Consider the following 17,235-nt stretch of genomic DNA (forward strand, 5'->3'; position numbering starts at 1 on the left):
ACGGGCCCCGCGGCCCTACTTGATGGCACCGGCGATCGAGAAGATGGGCAGGTACATGGCGATGAGGAAGCCACCCACCACGCCGCCCAGGAACACCATGAGCAACGGTTCAATCATCGCCGTGAGGCCCGCGACGGCCGCATCCACCTCGTCGTCGTAGAAGTCGGCGATCTTGTTGAGCATCGCGTCCATGGCGCCCGTGGCCTCACCCACGCCGATCATCTGCACCACCATGGAGGGGAACACGCCCGTCTCCAGGAGCGGCCCGGCGATGTTCTTGCCCTCGGCGATCTTCCCGCGCACGTAGTAGATGGCCTCTTCGATGGTGCGGTTACCGGCCGTCTTCGCCGTCACGTCCAGCGCGTCGAGGATGGGCACGCCCGAGGAGATCATCGTTCCCAGGGTGCGGGTGAAGCGCGCCACGGCCACCTTGCGGATGACGGAGCCAAACAGCGGCGCCATGAGGATCATCTTGTCCATCACCTTGCGCCCCTTGGGGTGGCGGTAGGTGTAGACGACCGAGAAGATGAAGGCGGCGATGCCGGCCACCATGTGGAGGATCCACGCCTGGAGCCAGTTGGACATGTCCACCACGAACTGGGTAGGTCCCGGCAGCTCCGAGCCGAAGTCCTTGAACATCTTCTCGAAGACGGGCGTCACCTTGAGCAGCAGCAGCGCCGTCACGCCGATGGCCACGCAGATAACGACCGAGGGGTAGGTCATCGCGCTCTTGACCTTGCCCTTGAGCTTCTCGGCCTTCTCGCGGTAGGTCGCGAGCCGGTTGAGGATGGTGTCGAGGATACCGCCCACCTCGCCCGCGGCGCACAGCTGCACGAAGAGTTCGTCGAAGACCTTGGGGTGGTCCTTCAGTGCGTCCGCGAAGGTGGAGCCCTGCTCGACCTTGCCCTTGATGGCGAAGACGACCTTCTTGAAGGCCGGGTTCTCCATCTGGCTGCCCAGGATGTCCAGACACTGCACCAGGGGCAGACCGGCATCGATCATCGTGGCGAACTGCCGCGTGAAGATGAGGATGTCCTTGCCGGTGACGCCACTGCCCAGGGAGAGGTTGATCTCCATGGGCTTCTTCTTGACCTTGACGGGGTTGAGCCCCAGGGACTTCAGGCGGGCGTTGACCGCCTCGGCGTCCCCCGCCTCCATCTCTCCCTTCTTGGTCTCCCCACCCTTGGTTTTCGCCTCCCAGAGCCACTGGGTGGTCTTCTTGACCGGTGCAGACTTCTGCAATGCTGGTGCAGCCATGCGTATCCTCCGCGGGGAGACGGCAGTCTACCGCGCGTCAAAAATTGCCATAACTAACGGCCAGGGGCTCCGCCGCCTGGCCGCTGCACGCCGCCCGGAGCACTGCCCGCCAGGATGTTGCGCAGCTCCTCGGGATCGCTCGAGCGGCCCATCGCCTCTTCCTGGCTGATGAGCCGGCGCGCCAGGAGCGCCGCCAGGGCCTGGTTGAAGGTCTGCATGCCGTACTTCGCCTGGCCCACCTGCATGGAGGAGTAGACCTGGTGCACCTTGTCCTCGCGGATGAGGTTGCGGATGGCGGGCGTGGGAATCATGACCTCCAGGGCCAGCACGCGGCCGGGGCTGCCCTGCTTGGCGACCAGCGCCTGGCTCATCACGCCTTCGAGCACGAAGGACATCTGCGCGCGCACCTGCGGCTGCTGGTACGGGGGGAACACGTCCAGCACGCGGTTGATGGTCTGCACCGCGCTGTTGGTGTGCAGGGTGGCGTAGCAGGTGTGGCCCGTCTCGGCGATGGTGAGCGCGGCCTCGATGGTCTCCAGGTCGCGCAGCTCGCCCACCAGCACCACGTCCGGATCCTGACGCAGGATGTAGCGCAGCGCCGTCTTGAAGTTGCGCGTGTCGGCGCCCACCTCGCGCTGGTTGACGAGGCAGTTCTTGTGCGGGTGCAGGTACTCGATCGGATCCTCGATCGTCATGATGTGCTCATGACGGTCGCTGTTGATCTTGTCGATCATCGACGCCAGCGTGGTGGACTTGCCCGAGCCGGTGGGACCGGTGACGAGGATGAGGCCGCGCGGACGCTTGATGAGCTCCGCCACCACCTGGGGCAGGCCCAGCTCATTGAAGGTGAGGATCTTGAAGGGAATGGTCCGGAAGGCCGCGGCCACCGCGCCACGCTGCATGAAGATGTTGGCGCGGAAGCGCGACAACCCCTTCACGCCGAAGGACAGGTCCAGCTCGTTGTCCTCCTCGAACTTGTGCTTCTGGGCATCCGTGAGGATGGAGTAGCACAGCTGCTTGGTCTCCACCGGTGTGAGGGGCGCGGTCTTCAGAGGCACCAGCTCGCCGTCCACCCGGAGCTGCGGCGGAGAGCCAGTGGTGATGTGGAGGTCGGAAGCGCCCTTCTCGACCATCGCCTTGAGAAGCTGGTGCAGGTTGGCCACGGTAAGGAATCCTTCGGGATGCGGTGAGAGACTGCGGAAGCGGTGGGAGGAGGGTTAGAAGCGGTCCGGGGCGGTGTTTCCCACCACCTCTTCGAGGGTGGTGACGCCGTCCATCAGCTTGGCCAGGGCGGACATGCGCAGCGAGCTCATGCCCAGGCGGATCGCCTCCTGCTTGAGCTCATTGGTGGAGGCGCCATTGATGACCAGCTCCTTGAGGCCGTCCCAGAAGGGCATGACCTCGTACACAGCCACACGGCCGCGGTAGCCACGGTCGTTGCACTCGCGGCAGCCGACCTTCTCGTAGACGGTGAAGGTGCCCATCTTCTCCGCGGGAATGCCCGCTTCGATGAGGGCCGCCTCGTCCACGCTGGCCGCCGGGCGCTTGCAGTCCTTGCACAGGCGGCGGCACAGACGCTGGGCGAGAATCAGGTTGAGAGAGGCCGTCACGAGGAACGGCTCGATGCCCATGTTCAGCAGACGGCTGACGGTACCCGGCGCGTCGTTGGTGTGCAGCGTGGAGAGCACCAGGTGGCCGGTGAGCGCGGCCTTGACGGCGATTTCGCCCGTCTCGAAGTCGCGGATCTCACCGATCATGATGATGTCCGGGTCCTGCCGGAGGAACGAGCGCAGCGAGGCGGCGAAGTTCAGGCCGATGTCCTCGTGCATCTGCACCTGGTTGATGCCGGCGAAGTTGAACTCGACCGGGTCCTCGGCGGTGGAGATGTTGGTGTCGATCTGATTGAGCGACGCGAGCGCCGAGTACAGCGTCGTCGTCTTGCCGGAGCCGGTGGGGCCCGTGACGAGCACCATGCCGTAGGGCCGGTCGATGGCTTCCTTGAACCAGGCCAGCGGCTGCGGATCGAAGCCGAGCTTCGTCATGTCCAGCTGGAGGTTGGACTTGTCCAGGAGGCGCATGACGATCTTCTCGCCGAACAGCGTGGGGCACACGCTGACGCGGAAGTCCATCTCCTTGCCCTGGCCGAGCTTGATCTTGATGCGGCCGTCCTGCGGCAGGCGGCGCTCGGAGATGTCCAGCTCTGCCATGATCTTCAGACGGCTGGTGATGGCGTTGCGCAGCCGCATGGGCGGGCGCATGACTTCGTAGAGCGAGCCGTCGATCCGGAAGCGGACCCGGAAGTCCTTCTCGTAGGGCTCCACGTGGATATCGGACGCGCGCTTCTTGATGGCGTCCATGAGGATGAGGTTCACGAGCTTCACCACGGGCGCGTCGTCCGCGGCCCGGGCCATCTCCTCGATGTTCTCGTCCTCTTCCTTGGAGACCTCGATGTCGTCGGCGGACACCTCCCCGACGATGTCGTCCAGCGAGGGCCCCTTCTCCGCGTAGTACCGCTCGATGGCCTCGCGGATGGAGATCTCCGAGGCCACCACCGACTCGATGTTGTAGCCGGTGAGGAACTTCAGGTCGTCCACCGCGTAGATGTTGGACGGATCGCACATCGCCACGATGAGCGAGGGGCCCGCGCGGTTCACGGGGAGGACCAGGTGCTTCTCGGCGACCTCCTTCGGGACCAGCTTGATGATCTCCGGGTCGACGTCGAAGTCCTTCAGGTTGATGGCGGGCACGCCGTACTGCTTGGAGAGGAAGTCCGTGAGCTTGGACTCCTCGATGGCGCCCGTCTTGATGAGCGCGGTGCCAATGCGCGTGCCGTTCTTCTGCTGCTCCTCCTGGGCTTTGCGCAGGGCCTGGACAGTGATGAGGTTCTCACGGACCAGCAATTCACCAAGACGACCGGACATTCAGGAGCCTCGTGCGATGAGAAAGGACGAGCGGGGCCTCCCGGAGCGCGCGGCGCTGGCGGAAGGCAGTCTTAAAGAGGGGGACCTACGGGAGAAAATCCGTGAAGGATTAGATGGAATGGAGCCGTGGCCTGTCAAGGTAACCGCCCAATTCGTTCAGGTGGGCCAAACCATTGAATGGACACGGGAAATTCCTCAGATGTCTGCCCGGGCAATCACCGTGCGAGCAGCCTCGACGTCCCGCTTGATCTGCCCGGTCAGCTCTGCCACGGAGCCAAAACGCTGCTCGGCGCGGAGCCGCTCCAGGAACTGGACGCGCAGTTCCTTGCCGTAGAGGTCGCCGCTGAAATCCAGCAGGTGCGCCTCGATGGTCACCTCGGAGCCCCCGAAGGTGGGCTTCACGCCGATGTTGGCCGCCCCGGGGCGCCAGAGGTGGGCAGGCTCGTCCTTCAGGCGCACGCGGATGGCGTAGACGCCCGGCGCGGGCCGCAGCTCGTTCTGGGTGTCCACGTTGGCGGTGGGAAACCCGATGCCCCGGCCCCGCCCGGCCCCCGTCACCACCATGCCGTCGAGATCAAACGGCCGCCCCAGGAGCCGCTGCGCCGCGCCCACGCGCCCCTCCAGGATGTACTCGCGCACCCGGCTGGAGGAGGCCACGACGCCATCCACGGTGACCGGGGCCACCTTGTGCACCTGGGCCCCGCGGCGCTGCGCCGCCTGCACCAGGGTGTCCACCGTGCCCGAGCGCTTGGCGCCGTAGGTGAAGTCACTGCCCACCACCAGGTGCTTGACGCCGAGCGTGTCCAGCAGCGCCTCCTCGAAGGCCTCGGCGGGGGTGCGCGCGTAGTCCCGGGAGAAGGGCTGCACCACCGCGGCGCTCAGGCCGCAGGCCTCGAAGAGCTCCAGCTTGCGCGGCAGCTGGGTGATGAGCTTGGGGGCCAGCTCCGGCTGGAGCACCTTGCCCGGGTGGGGCTGGAAGGTGAACGCCGCGGCGGCCACGCCGTGGCGGCGCGCCTCCGCGAACAGGGCCTGGTGGCCCACATGCACCCCATCGAAATTGCCCAACGCGAGCGCCCCGCCAGCCAGCTCCCGCGCCTCCGCCACCGAGTGGAAGACCTTCATGGCCCCCGGTATACCCCCATCCCCGCGCTTTTGCCCTGTTCAACACCCGCTGCCTCGTGCATAGAGCGCGGCCCACGCCATGGCCCGTCCCCGCCTGCTGCCCGACCCGGTCGGGCTGAAGCTCATGAACCTGGAAGCGCCTCCGGACTGGGATGCCGAGTTCGGCTTCCCGGGGCCCCTGGAGCTGGAGATCGGCTCCGGCGCGGGCGGCCACGCCCTGGAGTACTGCCGCCGCAACCCCGGCGTGCGCTACGTGGCCTTCGAGTGGCGCAAGAAGTACGCCCGCGACACCCAGGCCCGCGGGGAGAAGATGGGGCTGAAGAACCTGCGCGTGCTCGAGGCCGATGCCCGCGCGGTGGTGCCCCGCCTGTTCGCCGCGGGCTCGCTGGCCGCCATCCACCTGCAGTTCCCGGATCCCTGGTGGAAGCGCGCCCACTTCAAGCGCGCCATCATCCTGCCCGAGTTCGCCCGGGTGCTGCTGGACAAGCTCGCCCCCGGGGGCCGGTTCGACATGCGCACGGACGTGGAGGACCGGGGGCAGGCCATGCTCTCCATCCTGGAGGAGGTGGGCTTCCGCAACCCGCTGGGCCCGGGCGTCTTCCACCCGTACGAGCCCGAGGAAGTGCCCTCCACCCGGGAGCGCCGCTACCTCCAGAGCGGCGAGCCCGTGTACCGGGGCCGGCTGGTCAAGCCTGGCTGAGTGCCCGGCAAGAAGGGAGACTTGGCATCTCCGGCTTCTCCAGTGAGAATTGGAAGGCTTGCGCGGCAGGAGGGTTCTCCCACGGTGGGGATGACGCCGGACAGTTCCAACAAGAGGACGCCTGAGGGCAGCCGCCGCGCTGGGAGCGAGGGCGTCGGCCGCACCGTGCTCATCGTGGACGATGACCCCGCGCACGTGCAGCACGTGCGTGAGGGGCTGGCCCCCCAGGGCTACCGCTTCCGGGAGGCGCGCGACGGCGCCCAGGCGCTGTCAGCCATCCGCGAGCACCGGCCGGACCTCATCCTCATGGATGTGGAGATGCCGGGGCTGGGCGGGGTGGAGGTGTGCCGCATCGTCAAGGCCAACGCGGGCGAGGGCGGCTTCGGCTTCATCCCCGTCATCCTCATGACGGCGCGCCAGGCGGCCGGCAAGGTGGAGGGGCTGGAGCTGGGGGCGGATGACTACCTGGTCAAGCCCTTCGACATGCTGGAGCTGTCCGCGCGGGTGAAGTCCATGCTGCGCCTCAAGGCGCTCCAGGACGCGCTCATCGAGAAGAACCGCGAGCTGGACCGGGCCAACAAGGAGCTGGCCCGCAAGCGCGAGGAGCTGCTGACGCTCAGCCGCACCGACCCCCTCACCGGCCTGTCCAACCGCCGCTACTTCGAGGAGCGGCTGGGCGAGGAGTTCGCCCGGGCCCGGCGCTATCGCTCGGCCCTGTCGCTGGTGATGCTGGACATCGACCACTTCAAGCGCATCAACGACACGTACGGCCACCCCTTCGGCGACGAGGTGCTGCGCGCCGTGGCCCTGGCGTCCCGGGCCCGGCTGCGGGAGGTGGACCTGCTGGCCCGCTACGGAGGAGAGGAGCTCATCGCCCTGCTGCCGGAGACCCCGCCCGCCGATGCGCTGCGGGCGTGCGAGCGGGTGCGCGAGGCCATCGAGACGCTCAGCCTGGAGTACCGCGCGAGCGACGGGACGCAGCAGACGGTGCGCTGCACGGCCTCCCTGGGGCTCGCCTCCCTGCCCAGCGCAGGCCTGCAGACGGCCGAGGACCTGATGCGCGCGGCGGACGAGAGCCTCTACCGGGCCAAGGAAGGGGGCCGGAACCGTGTTCGCCAGCATGAGGAGTGACACCATGCCGCTTTGCGCGCGGCCCGCTTTGGCCTAGATCTCCCGCCATGCGACCGTCCGCGATGTCCCTGTTGCTCCTGGCCGTGCTGGCCCTCACCGGTTGTGGCCAGAGCACCCCCGTGACGGCCTACAAGGCCTTCCACGCCCAGGTACAGAAGCGCGACTACAAGAAGGCCTACGCGGCCCTCTCCCGGGACACCCGGGAGCGGATCGCCAGCCAGGCCCAGGCCGTCCAGCAGGCCTCGGGGGGCGCGGTGAAGGCCGAGCCCTACGAGCTGTTCTTCTCGAATTCCGCGTTGCCGCCGGATGTCACCGAGGCCACGGTCCTCCAGGAGGAGGGCGACCGGGCAACCGTGCGCGTGCTTTTTTCAGGTCAAACTCGCGAGGTCCGGCTGGTCCGGGAGGACTCCGAGTGGAAGATTGATTTATCAGATTCCATCAAGCCATGAGCCAGGATGCTCCCCTGACCCTTGGCTATCAGGTAACGTGAAACCGTGAACGATCGGAAGCCACGGCGGATAGCTCCCGCAGTCGAGGTCATCCGGCGCCCTGCAGCCACCCCGCAGAGTGCCCCCTCGTCGACGCAAACCGCCGGCGTCAGTCCCAGTCCCTCCCCTCGCCCCGTCACGCCGCGCGCGGCCCCGGTCACCCCAAGCGCCCCCGTGGCGCCGAGTGCCCCCGTCACGCCCAGCATGGCGGTGGCGCCCAGCGCGCCCGTCACGCCCAGCGCGCCCGTCACGCCCAGCGCGCCCGTCACGCCCAGCGCGACGGTAACGCCGAGCGCCTCGCCGAGCCCCCGGCCCACCGTGCCCGTGCCCCGGGGGCCCGTGGCACCCCGTGCGCCGGGAGCGGCCCCCGGGTTCCCGCCCCGGCCCATGGGGGGCAGGCCGCCCATGCGCTCGGGCCCTCCCCGCCCGCCGCCCACCCCCGAGCAGATCCTGGCCCTGGCCCAGCGTGAGCACGTGCCGGCCCGCATCGCCAAGGGCGAGCTGGAAGGGAAGATGAAGTGCCGCATCTGGCGCAAGCTCCACGCCGAGGAGGCCAAGCGCTTCGATCAGGTGTACGCGCTCATGGGCCAGCACCCCGGCCTGTCGCTCGGCGATGGGTTCGGCGTCGTCCAGAGTGGGATGACCGTGGCCGAGTTCATGGCCCGCAAGGAGCGCACCCAGCGCAAGGCGGCCATCAAGCAGGCCCGGGGCGAGGTGGACAACGAGGCCATCTCCGCCTTCCTCGCCGCGCTCGTGGCCTCCAAGCCCGAGATGGCCGTGGTGCTCGCCGAGCGCACCGTGCTCGACGTGCTCGTGTCCGAGGAGCCCATCTCCTTCGCCTTCGAGCGGACCGGGCGGATGGAGAAGCTCCAGGTGGTGCTGCTCACGCGCCGCAGCGAGTGGGAGAAGCTGCTGCCCACCCTCGAGCGCGACTCCAAGCTGACCCAGAAGCCCGCCAACGTGGCGCGCCAGCCCGACAAGCGCCCCTACTCGGATCCGCGCCCTTTCCTTCCGCAGGTGGGCCAGAAGGTGCGGCTGGTGCTGCGCAACGGCATTACGCTGACCCAGCCCCTGCTCAAGGCAGGGCGGTTTGACCTGCTCCTGGGCCAGCCGGGCAACGAGCTCTTCGTGCCCCTCCATGCCATCCTGCGCTTCGAGCCGGCCGCCCAGGAGCCCGAGCCCGAGACGCCATGAGGCCGTCGATGCACTTCTTCTCCAAGCTCATCAAGCCCCTGCTGGCGCTGGCCGCCGCGGGGCTGATGCTCCAGGCCACCCAGGGGTGCTCCTCGGAGGCCAAGGCCCCGGCCGCCGCCGCTGCCCCTGCCGCCGCTCCGGCCCCGAAGCCCCGCGCGCCCGGCGAGGGCCCCCGCGTCATCCCCCTGGACGTCACGGAGAAGGGCTACGAGCCCAGCCCCATCACGCTCAACAAGGGTGAGCCCGTGAAGCTGGTGGTGACCCGGAAGACGGACCACACCTGCGCCACCGAAATCATCATGAAGGACTACGGCATCAACACGCCGCTGCCCCTCGGTGAGCCGGTGGAGATCGCCTTCACGCCCACCCAGGCTGGTACCCTGACCTATGGCTGCGCCATGGGGCAGATGATCAGCGGCACCTTCCTGGTCCAGTAAGGTCAAGCCGGGCGCGTCTCATGAGCCGCGCTGCGGACCTGTTCACACGGCACGTCTTCCTGGATCTCGAAACCACGGGGCTCGACCCGCGCGTGGACGAAGTCATTGAGCTGGGGGCGCTCTTCTTCGAGCACGGCCAGGAGGTGCGCCGCCTCACCCGGCTGTATGCCCCCTCCCGGCCCCTGCCCCTCACCATCCGCCGGCTCACGGGCATCGACGATGCGATGCTCGCCGGCAAGCCCCGCTTCGGCAGCGACCTGGAGGAGCTGCGCGAGGCGCTCACCGGCTGGACGGTGGTGGCGCACAACGCCCCCTTCGAGAAGGGCTTCCTGCCGAGGCTGCTGGGCCCCATCCGCGCCCCGGTGCTCGACTCGTGCGAGCTGCTGCACTACCTGCACCCGGAGCTGTCCAGCCACTCGCTGGAGGCGATGATGCGCTGGGCGGGGCTCAAGCCGCGCAGCACCCACCGCGCGGAGACGGACTGCGAGGCCACCGCCGCGGTGCTGATGCATGCCCTGGGCGAGTGCATCCGGACCGGCCGGGCCGATGACGTCTCGGACCTGCTCGCCATCCTGGACCCCCAGGCGCGGGGCGGCTTGCGGCTCGCCCAGGTGGAGGCGGGCGAGGCCGTGGCGGAGGCCGCCCCGGAGGAGCGCCCCCTGCTCGCGCTCTTGCACCGCCTGTGGGATGCGTGCCGGACGACGGCCGTGGCGCTGACGCTGGAGCGCACCGGAGGCTTCCTGCGGGGCCAGCCCGAGCGCCTGCGCGCCGGAGGGGCCCAGGCGCCCGCCGAGCCCGAGGAGGGCACGCCCGTGCAGCCGGTGCGGGCCGAGGAGGTGCAGGCCCTGCTGGGGCCGGGCGGCGCGCTGGAGCGCTCGGTGGAGGGCTTCGCCAGCCGGCCCGCGCAGCTCGACATGGCGCAGGCGGTGGCCCGCACGCTGTCGGAAGGGGGCCGGCTCGCGGTGGAGGCGGGCACCGGCACGGGCAAGTCCCTGGCCTACCTGGCCCCGGCGGCGCTGTTCGCCGCGCGCAATGGGCGGAAAGTCGGCGTGGCCCCGCACACGAAGACGCTGCAGGACCAGCTCATCGACAAGGACTTGCCCCGGCTGCACCGCGCCACGGGCGGCGCCTTCGGCTACGCGCTGCTCAAGGGCCAGACGAACTACCTCTGCCGCCGGCGCGCGCTGGATGCCACGCTGGCCGAGCCGGGCATGCGGCACGAGGCCCGGGCGCCCCGCGCCTACCTGCGGGCCTTCCTGCGCCGCAGCCCGGATGGGGACCTGGACAAGCTGAGCCACTGGTTCCGCGAGCGCTTCCCGGTGCTGGGCGCGCTGGTGCCCTCGGTCCGCTCCGAGGCCTCCACCACGCTGGGCGAGAAGTGCCCGCACCACCGCCGCTGCTACTACCACTCGGCGGTGGCCCAGGCGCGCGCCGCCGACGTGCTCGTCATCAACCAGTCCCTCGCCTTCGCCTGGCCCCAGCGCTACCCGAAGCTGGACCACCTGGTGCTGGACGAGGCGCACGAGGTGGAGGACGTGGCCACCACCGCGCTCACGCGGGAGCTGTCGGACACCGCCTTCGCCCGGCTCACCGAGCGGCTCCATGGCCGGGACGGGCGGCATGGCTTCTTCGCGGAGCTGCGGCGGGCCCTGGCCAGCACGCGCCGGGCCGAGGCCAAGGTGTTGATGGGCGAGGTGGAGTCCGCGCTCCACGCCGTGCTCGCCGTGGCCAGGGACTTGGGCGAGCGGGTGACGGCCCTGTGCGAGCCCGCGGCCTCCCCCTCCGAGGACTCGGACGAGACAGCCTATGCGCCGGAGCTCCGGGTGACGGCGGCCGTGCGGGCCTGGCCCACCTGGGCCCCCGTGCACGAGGGCTTGCAGGACATGGGCGAGGTCCTGAAGGAGCTTCACAAGCTGCTCGCGGTGCGCACCCTGGAGCTGCTCCCGGAGCTGGCGGCGAAGCAACCCGCGGTGGAGCGGGAGCTGTCCGGGGCGGTCTCCGAGCTGGCCGAGCTGACGGTGCTGGCGGAGGAGCTCTCCGGCGAGCCCTCCCGGAGCCGGTGCTACGCGGCCACGGCGGAGCCCCGGCGGAGCCGCTGGAGCCTGGGGGCTCAGCCGGTGGACATCTCCACCTTCGTCTCGACGGAGTTCGCCGCGCAGAAGCGGGCCCTGGTGCTCACCTCCGCCACGCTGAGCACGGGGCCCGAGAGCCCCTTCGTCCTCAAGCGGCTGGGGCTGCTGGCCCGCGGCGAGGTGCCCCCACCCCAGCTCCTGCGCGCCCCCTCCCCGTTCCAGCTCCGGAAGCAGGCGCTGGTGGTGCTGGTGACGGATGCGCCCCGCGCCCACGAGGAGCCGTTCATCGAGTGGGCCGCCCTGCGCATCTCGGGGCTCGCCCAGGTCATGGGCGGCCGGGTGCTGGGCCTGTTCGCCTCCACCCGGCGCATGGAGCGCATCGCCCGGGACGTGCAGACGCGGTTGGACCCGTGGGGCATCGAGGTGATGCGGCAGACGCGGGGGCACGGCCGCTCCCTGGCGGCCCGCCAGGAGCGGGACTCGGGCACGGTGCTCCTGGGGACCAAGAGCTTCTGGCAGGGGGTGGACATCCCCGGCCGGGGCGTGGGGTGCGTCTTCATCGACAAGCTGCCGCTGGAGCCCGCCTCCCGGCCCCTGGTGGCCGCCCGGGAGGAGACGCTGGCCCGCGGCGGCAGCGAGTACCTGGGCTTCCTCCAGTACCGGATGCCCCGGGCGCTGCTGCTGCTCCGGCAGGGCGTCGGGCGGCTCATCCGCGCCCACGCCGACCGGGGGGTGGTGGTGATCGCCGACCCGGGCCACCCGAGCTACCGCCAGCACCTGCTCGACGCGCTGGCCGGTTACCGGGTGGAGGCGCTGCCCTGGGCCCTGGCCCGGCGCAAGCTGCACACGGAGCTCCAGGAGATGGGGCTCACCGTGGAGCGCCCCCGCTCCTGAAGCCCCTGTCCCGGGGGGCGCTGGGGCCTACAGCCGGGAGCGGAACCGGCTCTCCAGGCCCTTGAGGTCCTCCACCCAGTCGCCCTGGATGCCCTGCTGCTTCGCGCGCTCCAGCGCGTGCTGAAGCACCAGCGCATCGTCCTCCTGCTGCTTGCGCAGCCCGGCGATCATGTTCCGCGTCGCATCGAAGATGTCCTTCAGCTCGTCCTTCTCGCGCAGGCCGTAGGGCGGCGGGCGGAACTGCCCCGCGGACACCTCGGCCACCATGCGCCGGATGCGCATCAGGGGCCCGGCCACCCGGTGCGTCAGCACGATGGTCGTCAGGGAGATGATGACGATGAAGCCGATGAGGCACCCCACGAAGACGAGCCACATGAGCTGCTGGCGGCGCACCAGCGCCGCGCCCTGCGCGGCCACCGCGGCGCGCTCCGCCTCGTAGCGCTCGTCAATGGCCTTGGAGGTGGCCTGGAGCTGGGCCACGAAGACGGGATCCCCCATCTTCTGGAGCAGTTCGTTGGAGAGCGTGGCGTTGGACAGCTCGCGGCTCGCCTGGGCGGCGAGCGAGCGGGCATTCAGCGAGGCGCTGGCCTCATTCACCAGCGCCTGGGCGCTCTGGAAGAGGAAGGCGCCCAAGAGCGCGGCCAGCACCATCGACACGGAGACCAGGTAGATGGCGAACTTGAACTGAACGCGCGGCTCGATGAGGAAGTTGCGCCACCGGCGCTTCTTGCTGGGATCCTGGGGGTACTTGGACATGACTCAAGTGCTCCACTCGAAGGTTGATGCGACTTCCTCGACGGCCTTGGGCACCAGCGCCTTGAGGAGTTCCGCGGGTTCGGCGCCGGCCGCCTGCACGTCCACCTGCCCGAGCAGTGCCAGATCCGGATAGCTGAGACAGATGAGGGCGATGCGCAGGCCCCCGTTCTCGGTGGCCTGGATCTCCGCGCTGAGCCGGTACCCGGAGATACCGTGCTTCTGGAGAACCCCCTGGGCGGCCTTCTTCGGCTCCTTCTTGGGCGCGAGCTTCGCCCCCCGCAGGACGAGCCGGCGCTTCAGACGCTCCTCCGTGGCCTTCATCAGCTCCGGAGACAGCTTGCCCGTCGCGTCCTTCACGCCCTCCAGGGCCACGTACAGGCGCGGCGCACGGGACTGGAAGTCCTCCAGCGTCTTGATGGCATCCCGGATGGCCCCCAGGGTGGCCGCGTCCTCTTCCTGGTGTGCCTTGAGGCACTCCAGCCCGGCATCCTCTTTCAAGGTGGCGAGCCCCTTGGCGGCGGCCGCCCGCACCACCTCACTGGCGTCCTTGAGCCCGGCGCACAGGGGCCCCACGGCCTCCGGCTCCTCCGTGGCCCCGAGCACCAGCGCCGCCTGGGAGCGAACACGTGGGTCCTTGCCCTTCTCCAACTGCCGGCTCAGGAACGCCACGCGCGAATCCACCTGCGCGAGCGCAGGCAGGGACCACAGCAAGAGCGCGATGAAAAGAAACCGCATGGGTATGCACCACTCTAGCTTGCTTGACTGCACTCGCGGTGAGGAACGCCGAGACTTCCCTACCCTTCCCGCCCCGAGGTAGCCCCCGTTCCTACCTTCACGCTTGACCGCTGGCCCCTCAAGGACGGGGGGGCCAAGAACTCCTGCGCAGCGGGCTCTTGTGGCATATACCCACACCATGCCTTCCGCCCTTACCGCCTCCCAAATCCGCGAGGCGTTCCTCAAGTTCTTCGAGGAGCGCGGCCACCGCCGGGTGGCCTCCTCCCCGCTGGTCCCCCAGAACGACCCGACCCTGCTCTTCACCAACGCCGGCATGGTGCAGTTCAAGGACGTCTTCACCGGCCGCGAGAAGCGCGACTCCTCCCGGGCGACCACCTCCCAGAAGTGCGTGCGCGCGGGCGGCAAGCACAACGATCTCGACAACGTGGGCTACACCGCCCGCCACCATACGTTCTTCGAGATGCTCGGCAACTTCTCCTTCGGCGACTACTTCAAGGCCGAGGCCATCGCCTTCGCCTGGGAGTTCGTGACGAAGACGCTGGGGCTGCCCACCGAGCGCCTGGCCGTCACCGTCTTCAACGGCGAGCAGGGCGTGCCCTGGGACGAGGAGGCCTTCGAGCTGTGGGCGAAGCAGGGGGTCTCGCGCGACCGCATCCTGAAGCTCGGCTACAAGGACAACTTCTGGGCCATGGGCGACACGGGGCCGTGCGGCCCGTGCTCGGAGATCCACTTCCACCAGGGCGACGACATCCCCTGCGCCGAGGTGGCCGCGGGCAAGCCGTGCCAGGGCGTGGCGTGTGACTGCGACCGGTGGCTGGAGATCTGGAACCTGGTGTTCATGCAGTTCGAGCGCAAGGAGAAGGACGCGCCGCTCATCCCCCTGCCCAAGCCGTCCATCGACACGGGCGCGGGGCTGGAGCGCATCGCCTCGGTCGTCCAGGGCAAGCGCTCCAACTACGACACGGACCTGTTCCAGGGCATCCTCTCGCGCGTGAGCGAGCTGGTGGGCAAGCCCTACACCCAGGAGGGCGGCGCCTCCATGCGCGTCATCGCGGACCACAGCCGCGCGGCCGCCTTCCTCATCTCCGACGGCGTGCAGCCCTCCAACGAGGGCCGCGGCTACGTGCTGCGCCGGATCATGCGCCGGGCCATCCGCCACGGCTCGCTGCTGGGCCTGAGCGAGCTGTTCTTCTTCAAGGTCGTGGACCGCGTCATCGAGCTGATGAGCGACGCCTACCCCGAGCTGCGCGAGGGCCGCACGTTCGTGCTGGAGGTCTGCCGCCACGAGGAGGAGACGTTCCGCCGCACGCTCGACCGCGGCATGAAGCTCATCGACGAGGGCATCGCCAAGCTCCAGCACTCCGGCGAGAAGAAGCTCTCGGGCGCCGAGGTCTTCTACCTGCACGGCACCTACGGCTTCCCGTGGGATTTGACGCAGATCATCCTGCGCGAGCGCGGCTACGACGCGGACCTGGACGGCTTCTGGAAGGAGATGGAGAAGGAGGCCGACAAGAACAAGTTCGGCGGCTCCGGCGACAAGGCGGTCAACTCCATCTACCAGACGCTCTCCGAGCGCCTGGGCCCCTCCGAGTTCCTCGGCTACGAGGGCGAGGGCCACGAGGGCGAGGGCTCCGTGCGCGCCATCCTCAAGGACGGGCACGAGGTGGGCCAGGCCACCGCGGGCGAGACGGTGGAGCTGGTGCTGGACCGCACCCCGTTCTACGGCGAGTCCGGCGGCCAGCAGGGTGACTCGGGGCAAATCACCGGCCATGGCGGCAAGGCCGTGGCACAGGTGCAGGACGTGCAGCGCCCCGTGCCGGGCCTCATCGTCCACCACGTGCAGGTGAAGGAGGGCACCTTCCAGGTGGGCGAGATGGTGCAGGCTGGCGTGGACAACCAGCGGCGCAAGTCCATCCGCGCCAACCACTCGGCCACGCACCTGCTGCACAAGGCGCTCAAGATGGTGCTGGGCGACCACGTGAAGCAGGCCGGCTCCGTGGTGGCCCCGGACTTCCTGCGCTTCGACTTCTCGCACTTCTCGGTGCCCAGCCCCGAGCAGCTCGAGCAGGTGGAGGACATCGTCAACACGTGGGTCCGGGAGAACACCGAGGCCCAGACGCGCATCATGAAGCTGGACGAGGCGAAGAAGTCCGGCGCGGTGGCCATGTTCGGTGAGAAGTACGGCGAGACGGTGCGCGTCGTCACCGTGCACCCGCAGTCCACCGAGCTGTGCGGCGGCACGCACGTGCGGCGCAGCGGCGACATCGGGCTGTTCAAGATTCTCAGCGAGGGCGGCATCGCCTCGGGCGTGCGGCGCATCACCGCCGTGACGGGCCTGGGCGCGCTGCAGTACCTGCGCGAGACCGAGCGCGAGCTGCGCCGCGCGGCCGACCTGCTCAAGACGAGCCCCAAGGAGCTGTCCAAGCGCGTGGAGGCCACCCAGAAGCGCGTGAAGGAGCTGGAGCGCAAGGTCGAGGAGGTGGCCGTCAAGGCCCAGACGGCGTCCAACAAGGACGTGCTGGAGCAGGCGCGCGAGGTGAACGGCATGAAGGTGCTGGCCATCCGCGTGGACCCGGCCGACGACAAGGTCTACCGCGGGCTGGCCGACCAGCTCCGGGACCGGATCCGCTCGGGCGTGGTGGCCATCGGCGGCGAGAAGGACGGCAAGGCGCTCATCCTCGTGGCCGTGACCAAGGACGTGGTGGAGAAGGGCTTCAGCGCCGGCAACCTCGTGCGCGAGATGGCCAAGGAAGTGGGCGGCAAGGGCGGCGGCAAGGCGGACATGGCGCAGGCCGGCGGTCCGGATGCGTCCAAGCTGCCCGCGGCGCTCGACAAGCTCTACGAGCTGACGAAGGGCCCAGGCGCGGCATGAGGGTGCGCTCCCGCCTCGCCCCGCTCTTCCTGACGGCGGCCCTCGTGGGGGGCTGTCCGAAGGAGGAGGCTCCACCTTCCGAGGACCGCACGCTCTCCAAGCTGCGGGCCGAGGTGGACCGCGTGGGGCGCGGTGGGACGCCGTCCGGGCCTCGGGGAACGCCGTCCGCCCCCGAGGATCCCAACGCGGCCCTGGCGGGCCTGGCCTCGGGCCAGGAGTACGCCCAGAAGCAGAAGCTCTTTCCCCCCGAGCCGAACGAGACCGTGCACGTGGGCTCGGTGGCCGTGAAGCTCCTGGGCATGGAGGCCTCGCACGGCGTCCAGGGCTCCGGGAAGGTCGCGCTCACCACCGAGGACCTGTTCCTCCGCGTTCAGCTCATCACCCAGAACGTGGGGCCCGCGGCCACCTCCCTGTCCCTGGACCCGGTGAAGCTGGTGGACCCGGCGGGCCAGATTTACGCCGTGGCCCGGGATGTTCAGATCGTCGCCGGGACGCGGCCGTTGCAGCGGACCTGGAGCCCGGACGAGCGCTCCGAAGTCATCCTCTTCTTCGAAGTTCCACCCTCGGCCCTGGGTGCTGGACTGACGCTGGTGCTTCCCTCCCCCAGCGGAGATGTCCGCCTCGCGCTCCAGTGAACTCTCCGTGAGGCGGCAACG

The 17,235-nt window shown here is 69.4% G+C and carries 14 protein-coding genes; 8 read left to right on the plus strand and 6 right to left on the minus strand.

Features of this window, described 5'->3' with window-relative positions; translation table 11 throughout:
• Nucleotides 1–15: 15 nt before the first annotated feature.
• The 4 genes from KY661_RS15865 to KY661_RS15880 all read right to left on the minus strand — a co-directional run bounded on the left by KY661_RS15865 (nt 16) and on the right by KY661_RS15880 (nt 5,300).
• Nucleotides 16–1,257, minus strand: a complete 1,242-nt coding sequence (locus tag KY661_RS15865; protein ID WP_225410992.1) for a type II secretion system F family protein — start codon at nt 1,255–1,257, stop codon at nt 16–18.
• A gap of 53 nt (nt 1,258–1,310) precedes the next feature.
• Nucleotides 1,311–2,420, minus strand: a complete 1,110-nt coding sequence (locus tag KY661_RS15870) for a type IV pilus twitching motility protein PilT (protein WP_075010543.1) — start codon at nt 2,418–2,420, stop codon at nt 1,311–1,313.
• 54 nt (nt 2,421–2,474) lie between these two features.
• Complete coding sequence (pilB, locus tag KY661_RS15875) at nt 2,475–4,178, minus strand: type IV-A pilus assembly ATPase PilB (protein ID WP_225410993.1); 1,704 nt, start codon at nt 4,176–4,178, stop codon at nt 2,475–2,477.
• 195 nt (nt 4,179–4,373) lie between these two features.
• A complete protein-coding gene (locus KY661_RS15880) occupies nt 4,374–5,300 on the minus strand; it encodes a bifunctional riboflavin kinase/FAD synthetase (RefSeq protein WP_225410994.1) in 927 nt (308 codons plus the stop codon).
• Nucleotides 5,301–5,379: 79 nt separating this feature from the next.
• Between KY661_RS15880 and trmB the strand changes: the two genes are divergently transcribed.
• The 6 genes from trmB (at nt 5,380) to KY661_RS15910 (ending at nt 12,216) form a co-directional block, all read left to right on the plus strand.
• Nucleotides 5,380–6,000: a tRNA (guanine(46)-N(7))-methyltransferase TrmB gene (gene trmB, locus KY661_RS15885; protein WP_225410995.1), complete on the plus strand. Its 621-nt coding sequence runs from the start codon at nt 5,380–5,382 to the stop codon at nt 5,998–6,000.
• Nucleotides 6,001–6,090: 90 nt separating this feature from the next.
• Nucleotides 6,091–7,131, plus strand: a complete 1,041-nt coding sequence (locus KY661_RS15890) for a diguanylate cyclase (protein ID WP_225410996.1) — start codon at nt 6,091–6,093, stop codon at nt 7,129–7,131.
• 47 nt (nt 7,132–7,178) lie between these two features.
• Nucleotides 7,179–7,580, plus strand: a complete 402-nt coding sequence (locus tag KY661_RS15895; RefSeq protein ID WP_225410997.1) for a nuclear transport factor 2 family protein — start codon at nt 7,179–7,181, stop codon at nt 7,578–7,580.
• Between the two features lie 213 nt (nt 7,581–7,793).
• Nucleotides 7,794–8,813, plus strand: coding sequence for a hypothetical protein (locus KY661_RS15900; RefSeq protein ID WP_225410998.1), 1,020 nt, complete (start codon nt 7,794–7,796; stop codon nt 8,811–8,813).
• 8 nt (nt 8,814–8,821) lie between these two features.
• A complete protein-coding gene (locus tag KY661_RS15905) occupies nt 8,822–9,250 on the plus strand; it encodes a cupredoxin domain-containing protein (protein ID WP_225410999.1) in 429 nt (142 codons plus the stop codon).
• A gap of 20 nt (nt 9,251–9,270) precedes the next feature.
• Nucleotides 9,271–12,216 carry a helicase C-terminal domain-containing protein gene (locus tag KY661_RS15910; RefSeq protein WP_225411000.1) on the plus strand — a complete coding sequence of 982 codons (2,946 nt, stop codon included), beginning with the start codon at nt 9,271–9,273 and terminating at the stop codon, nt 12,214–12,216.
• Between the two features lie 27 nt (nt 12,217–12,243).
• Here the strand turns inward: KY661_RS15910 and KY661_RS15915 are convergent, their stop codons facing one another.
• Complete coding sequence (locus KY661_RS15915; protein WP_075010534.1) at nt 12,244–12,972, minus strand: methyl-accepting chemotaxis protein; 729 nt, start codon at nt 12,970–12,972, stop codon at nt 12,244–12,246.
• Nucleotides 12,973–12,975: 3 nt separating this feature from the next.
• Nucleotides 12,976–13,707 carry a HEAT repeat domain-containing protein gene (locus KY661_RS15920; protein WP_225411001.1) on the minus strand — a complete coding sequence of 244 codons (732 nt, stop codon included), beginning with the start codon at nt 13,705–13,707 and terminating at the stop codon, nt 12,976–12,978.
• Nucleotides 13,708–13,885: 178 nt separating this feature from the next.
• Between KY661_RS15920 and alaS the strand changes: the two genes are divergently transcribed.
• The gene (gene alaS / locus KY661_RS15925; RefSeq protein WP_225411002.1) at nt 13,886–16,579 is read left to right on the plus strand and encodes an alanine--tRNA ligase; all 2,694 of its coding nucleotides are present in this window, start codon (nt 13,886–13,888) and stop codon (nt 16,577–16,579) included.
• Nucleotides 16,576–17,214 (plus strand): DUF4352 domain-containing protein, encoded by a 639-nt coding sequence (locus KY661_RS15930; protein WP_225411003.1) that lies wholly within the window; start codon nt 16,576–16,578, stop codon nt 17,212–17,214. The genes alaS and KY661_RS15930 overlap by 4 nt, the downstream gene beginning before the upstream one ends.
• The last annotated feature ends 21 nt before the right edge of the window (nt 17,215–17,235 follow it).

Source organism: Allostigmatella hybrida (genome assembly GCF_020103775.1).
Classification (GTDB): domain Bacteria; phylum Myxococcota; class Myxococcia; order Myxococcales; family Myxococcaceae; genus Hyalangium; species Hyalangium aurantiaca.

Bases quoted from the DNA above. Each gene is read 5' to 3' on its own strand.
- KY661_RS15910 (WP_225411000.1), top strand. From the start codon at position 9,271: ATGAGCCGCGCTGCGGACCTGTTCACACGGCACGTCTTCCTGGATCTC.
- trmB (WP_225410995.1), top strand. From the start codon at position 5,380: ATGGCCCGTCCCCGCCTGCTGCCCGACCCGGTCGGGCTGAAGCTCATG.
- pilB (WP_225410993.1), bottom strand. From the start codon at position 4,178: ATGTCCGGTCGTCTTGGTGAATTGCTGGTCCGTGAGAACCTCATCACT.
- KY661_RS15880 (WP_225410994.1), bottom strand. From the start codon at position 5,300: ATGAAGGTCTTCCACTCGGTGGCGGAGGCGCGGGAGCTGGCTGGCGGG.
- KY661_RS15920 (WP_225411001.1), bottom strand. From the start codon at position 13,707: ATGCGGTTTCTTTTCATCGCGCTCTTGCTGTGGTCCCTGCCTGCGCTC.
- KY661_RS15895 (WP_225410997.1), top strand. From the start codon at position 7,179: ATGCGACCGTCCGCGATGTCCCTGTTGCTCCTGGCCGTGCTGGCCCTC.
- KY661_RS15930 (WP_225411003.1), top strand. From the start codon at position 16,576: ATGAGGGTGCGCTCCCGCCTCGCCCCGCTCTTCCTGACGGCGGCCCTC.
- KY661_RS15905 (WP_225410999.1), top strand. From the start codon at position 8,822: ATGCACTTCTTCTCCAAGCTCATCAAGCCCCTGCTGGCGCTGGCCGCC.
- KY661_RS15865 (WP_225410992.1), bottom strand. From the start codon at position 1,257: ATGGCTGCACCAGCATTGCAGAAGTCTGCACCGGTCAAGAAGACCACC.
- KY661_RS15890 (WP_225410996.1), top strand. From the start codon at position 6,091: ATGACGCCGGACAGTTCCAACAAGAGGACGCCTGAGGGCAGCCGCCGC.
- alaS (WP_225411002.1), top strand. From the start codon at position 13,886: ATGCCTTCCGCCCTTACCGCCTCCCAAATCCGCGAGGCGTTCCTCAAG.
- KY661_RS15915 (WP_075010534.1), bottom strand. From the start codon at position 12,972: ATGTCCAAGTACCCCCAGGATCCCAGCAAGAAGCGCCGGTGGCGCAAC.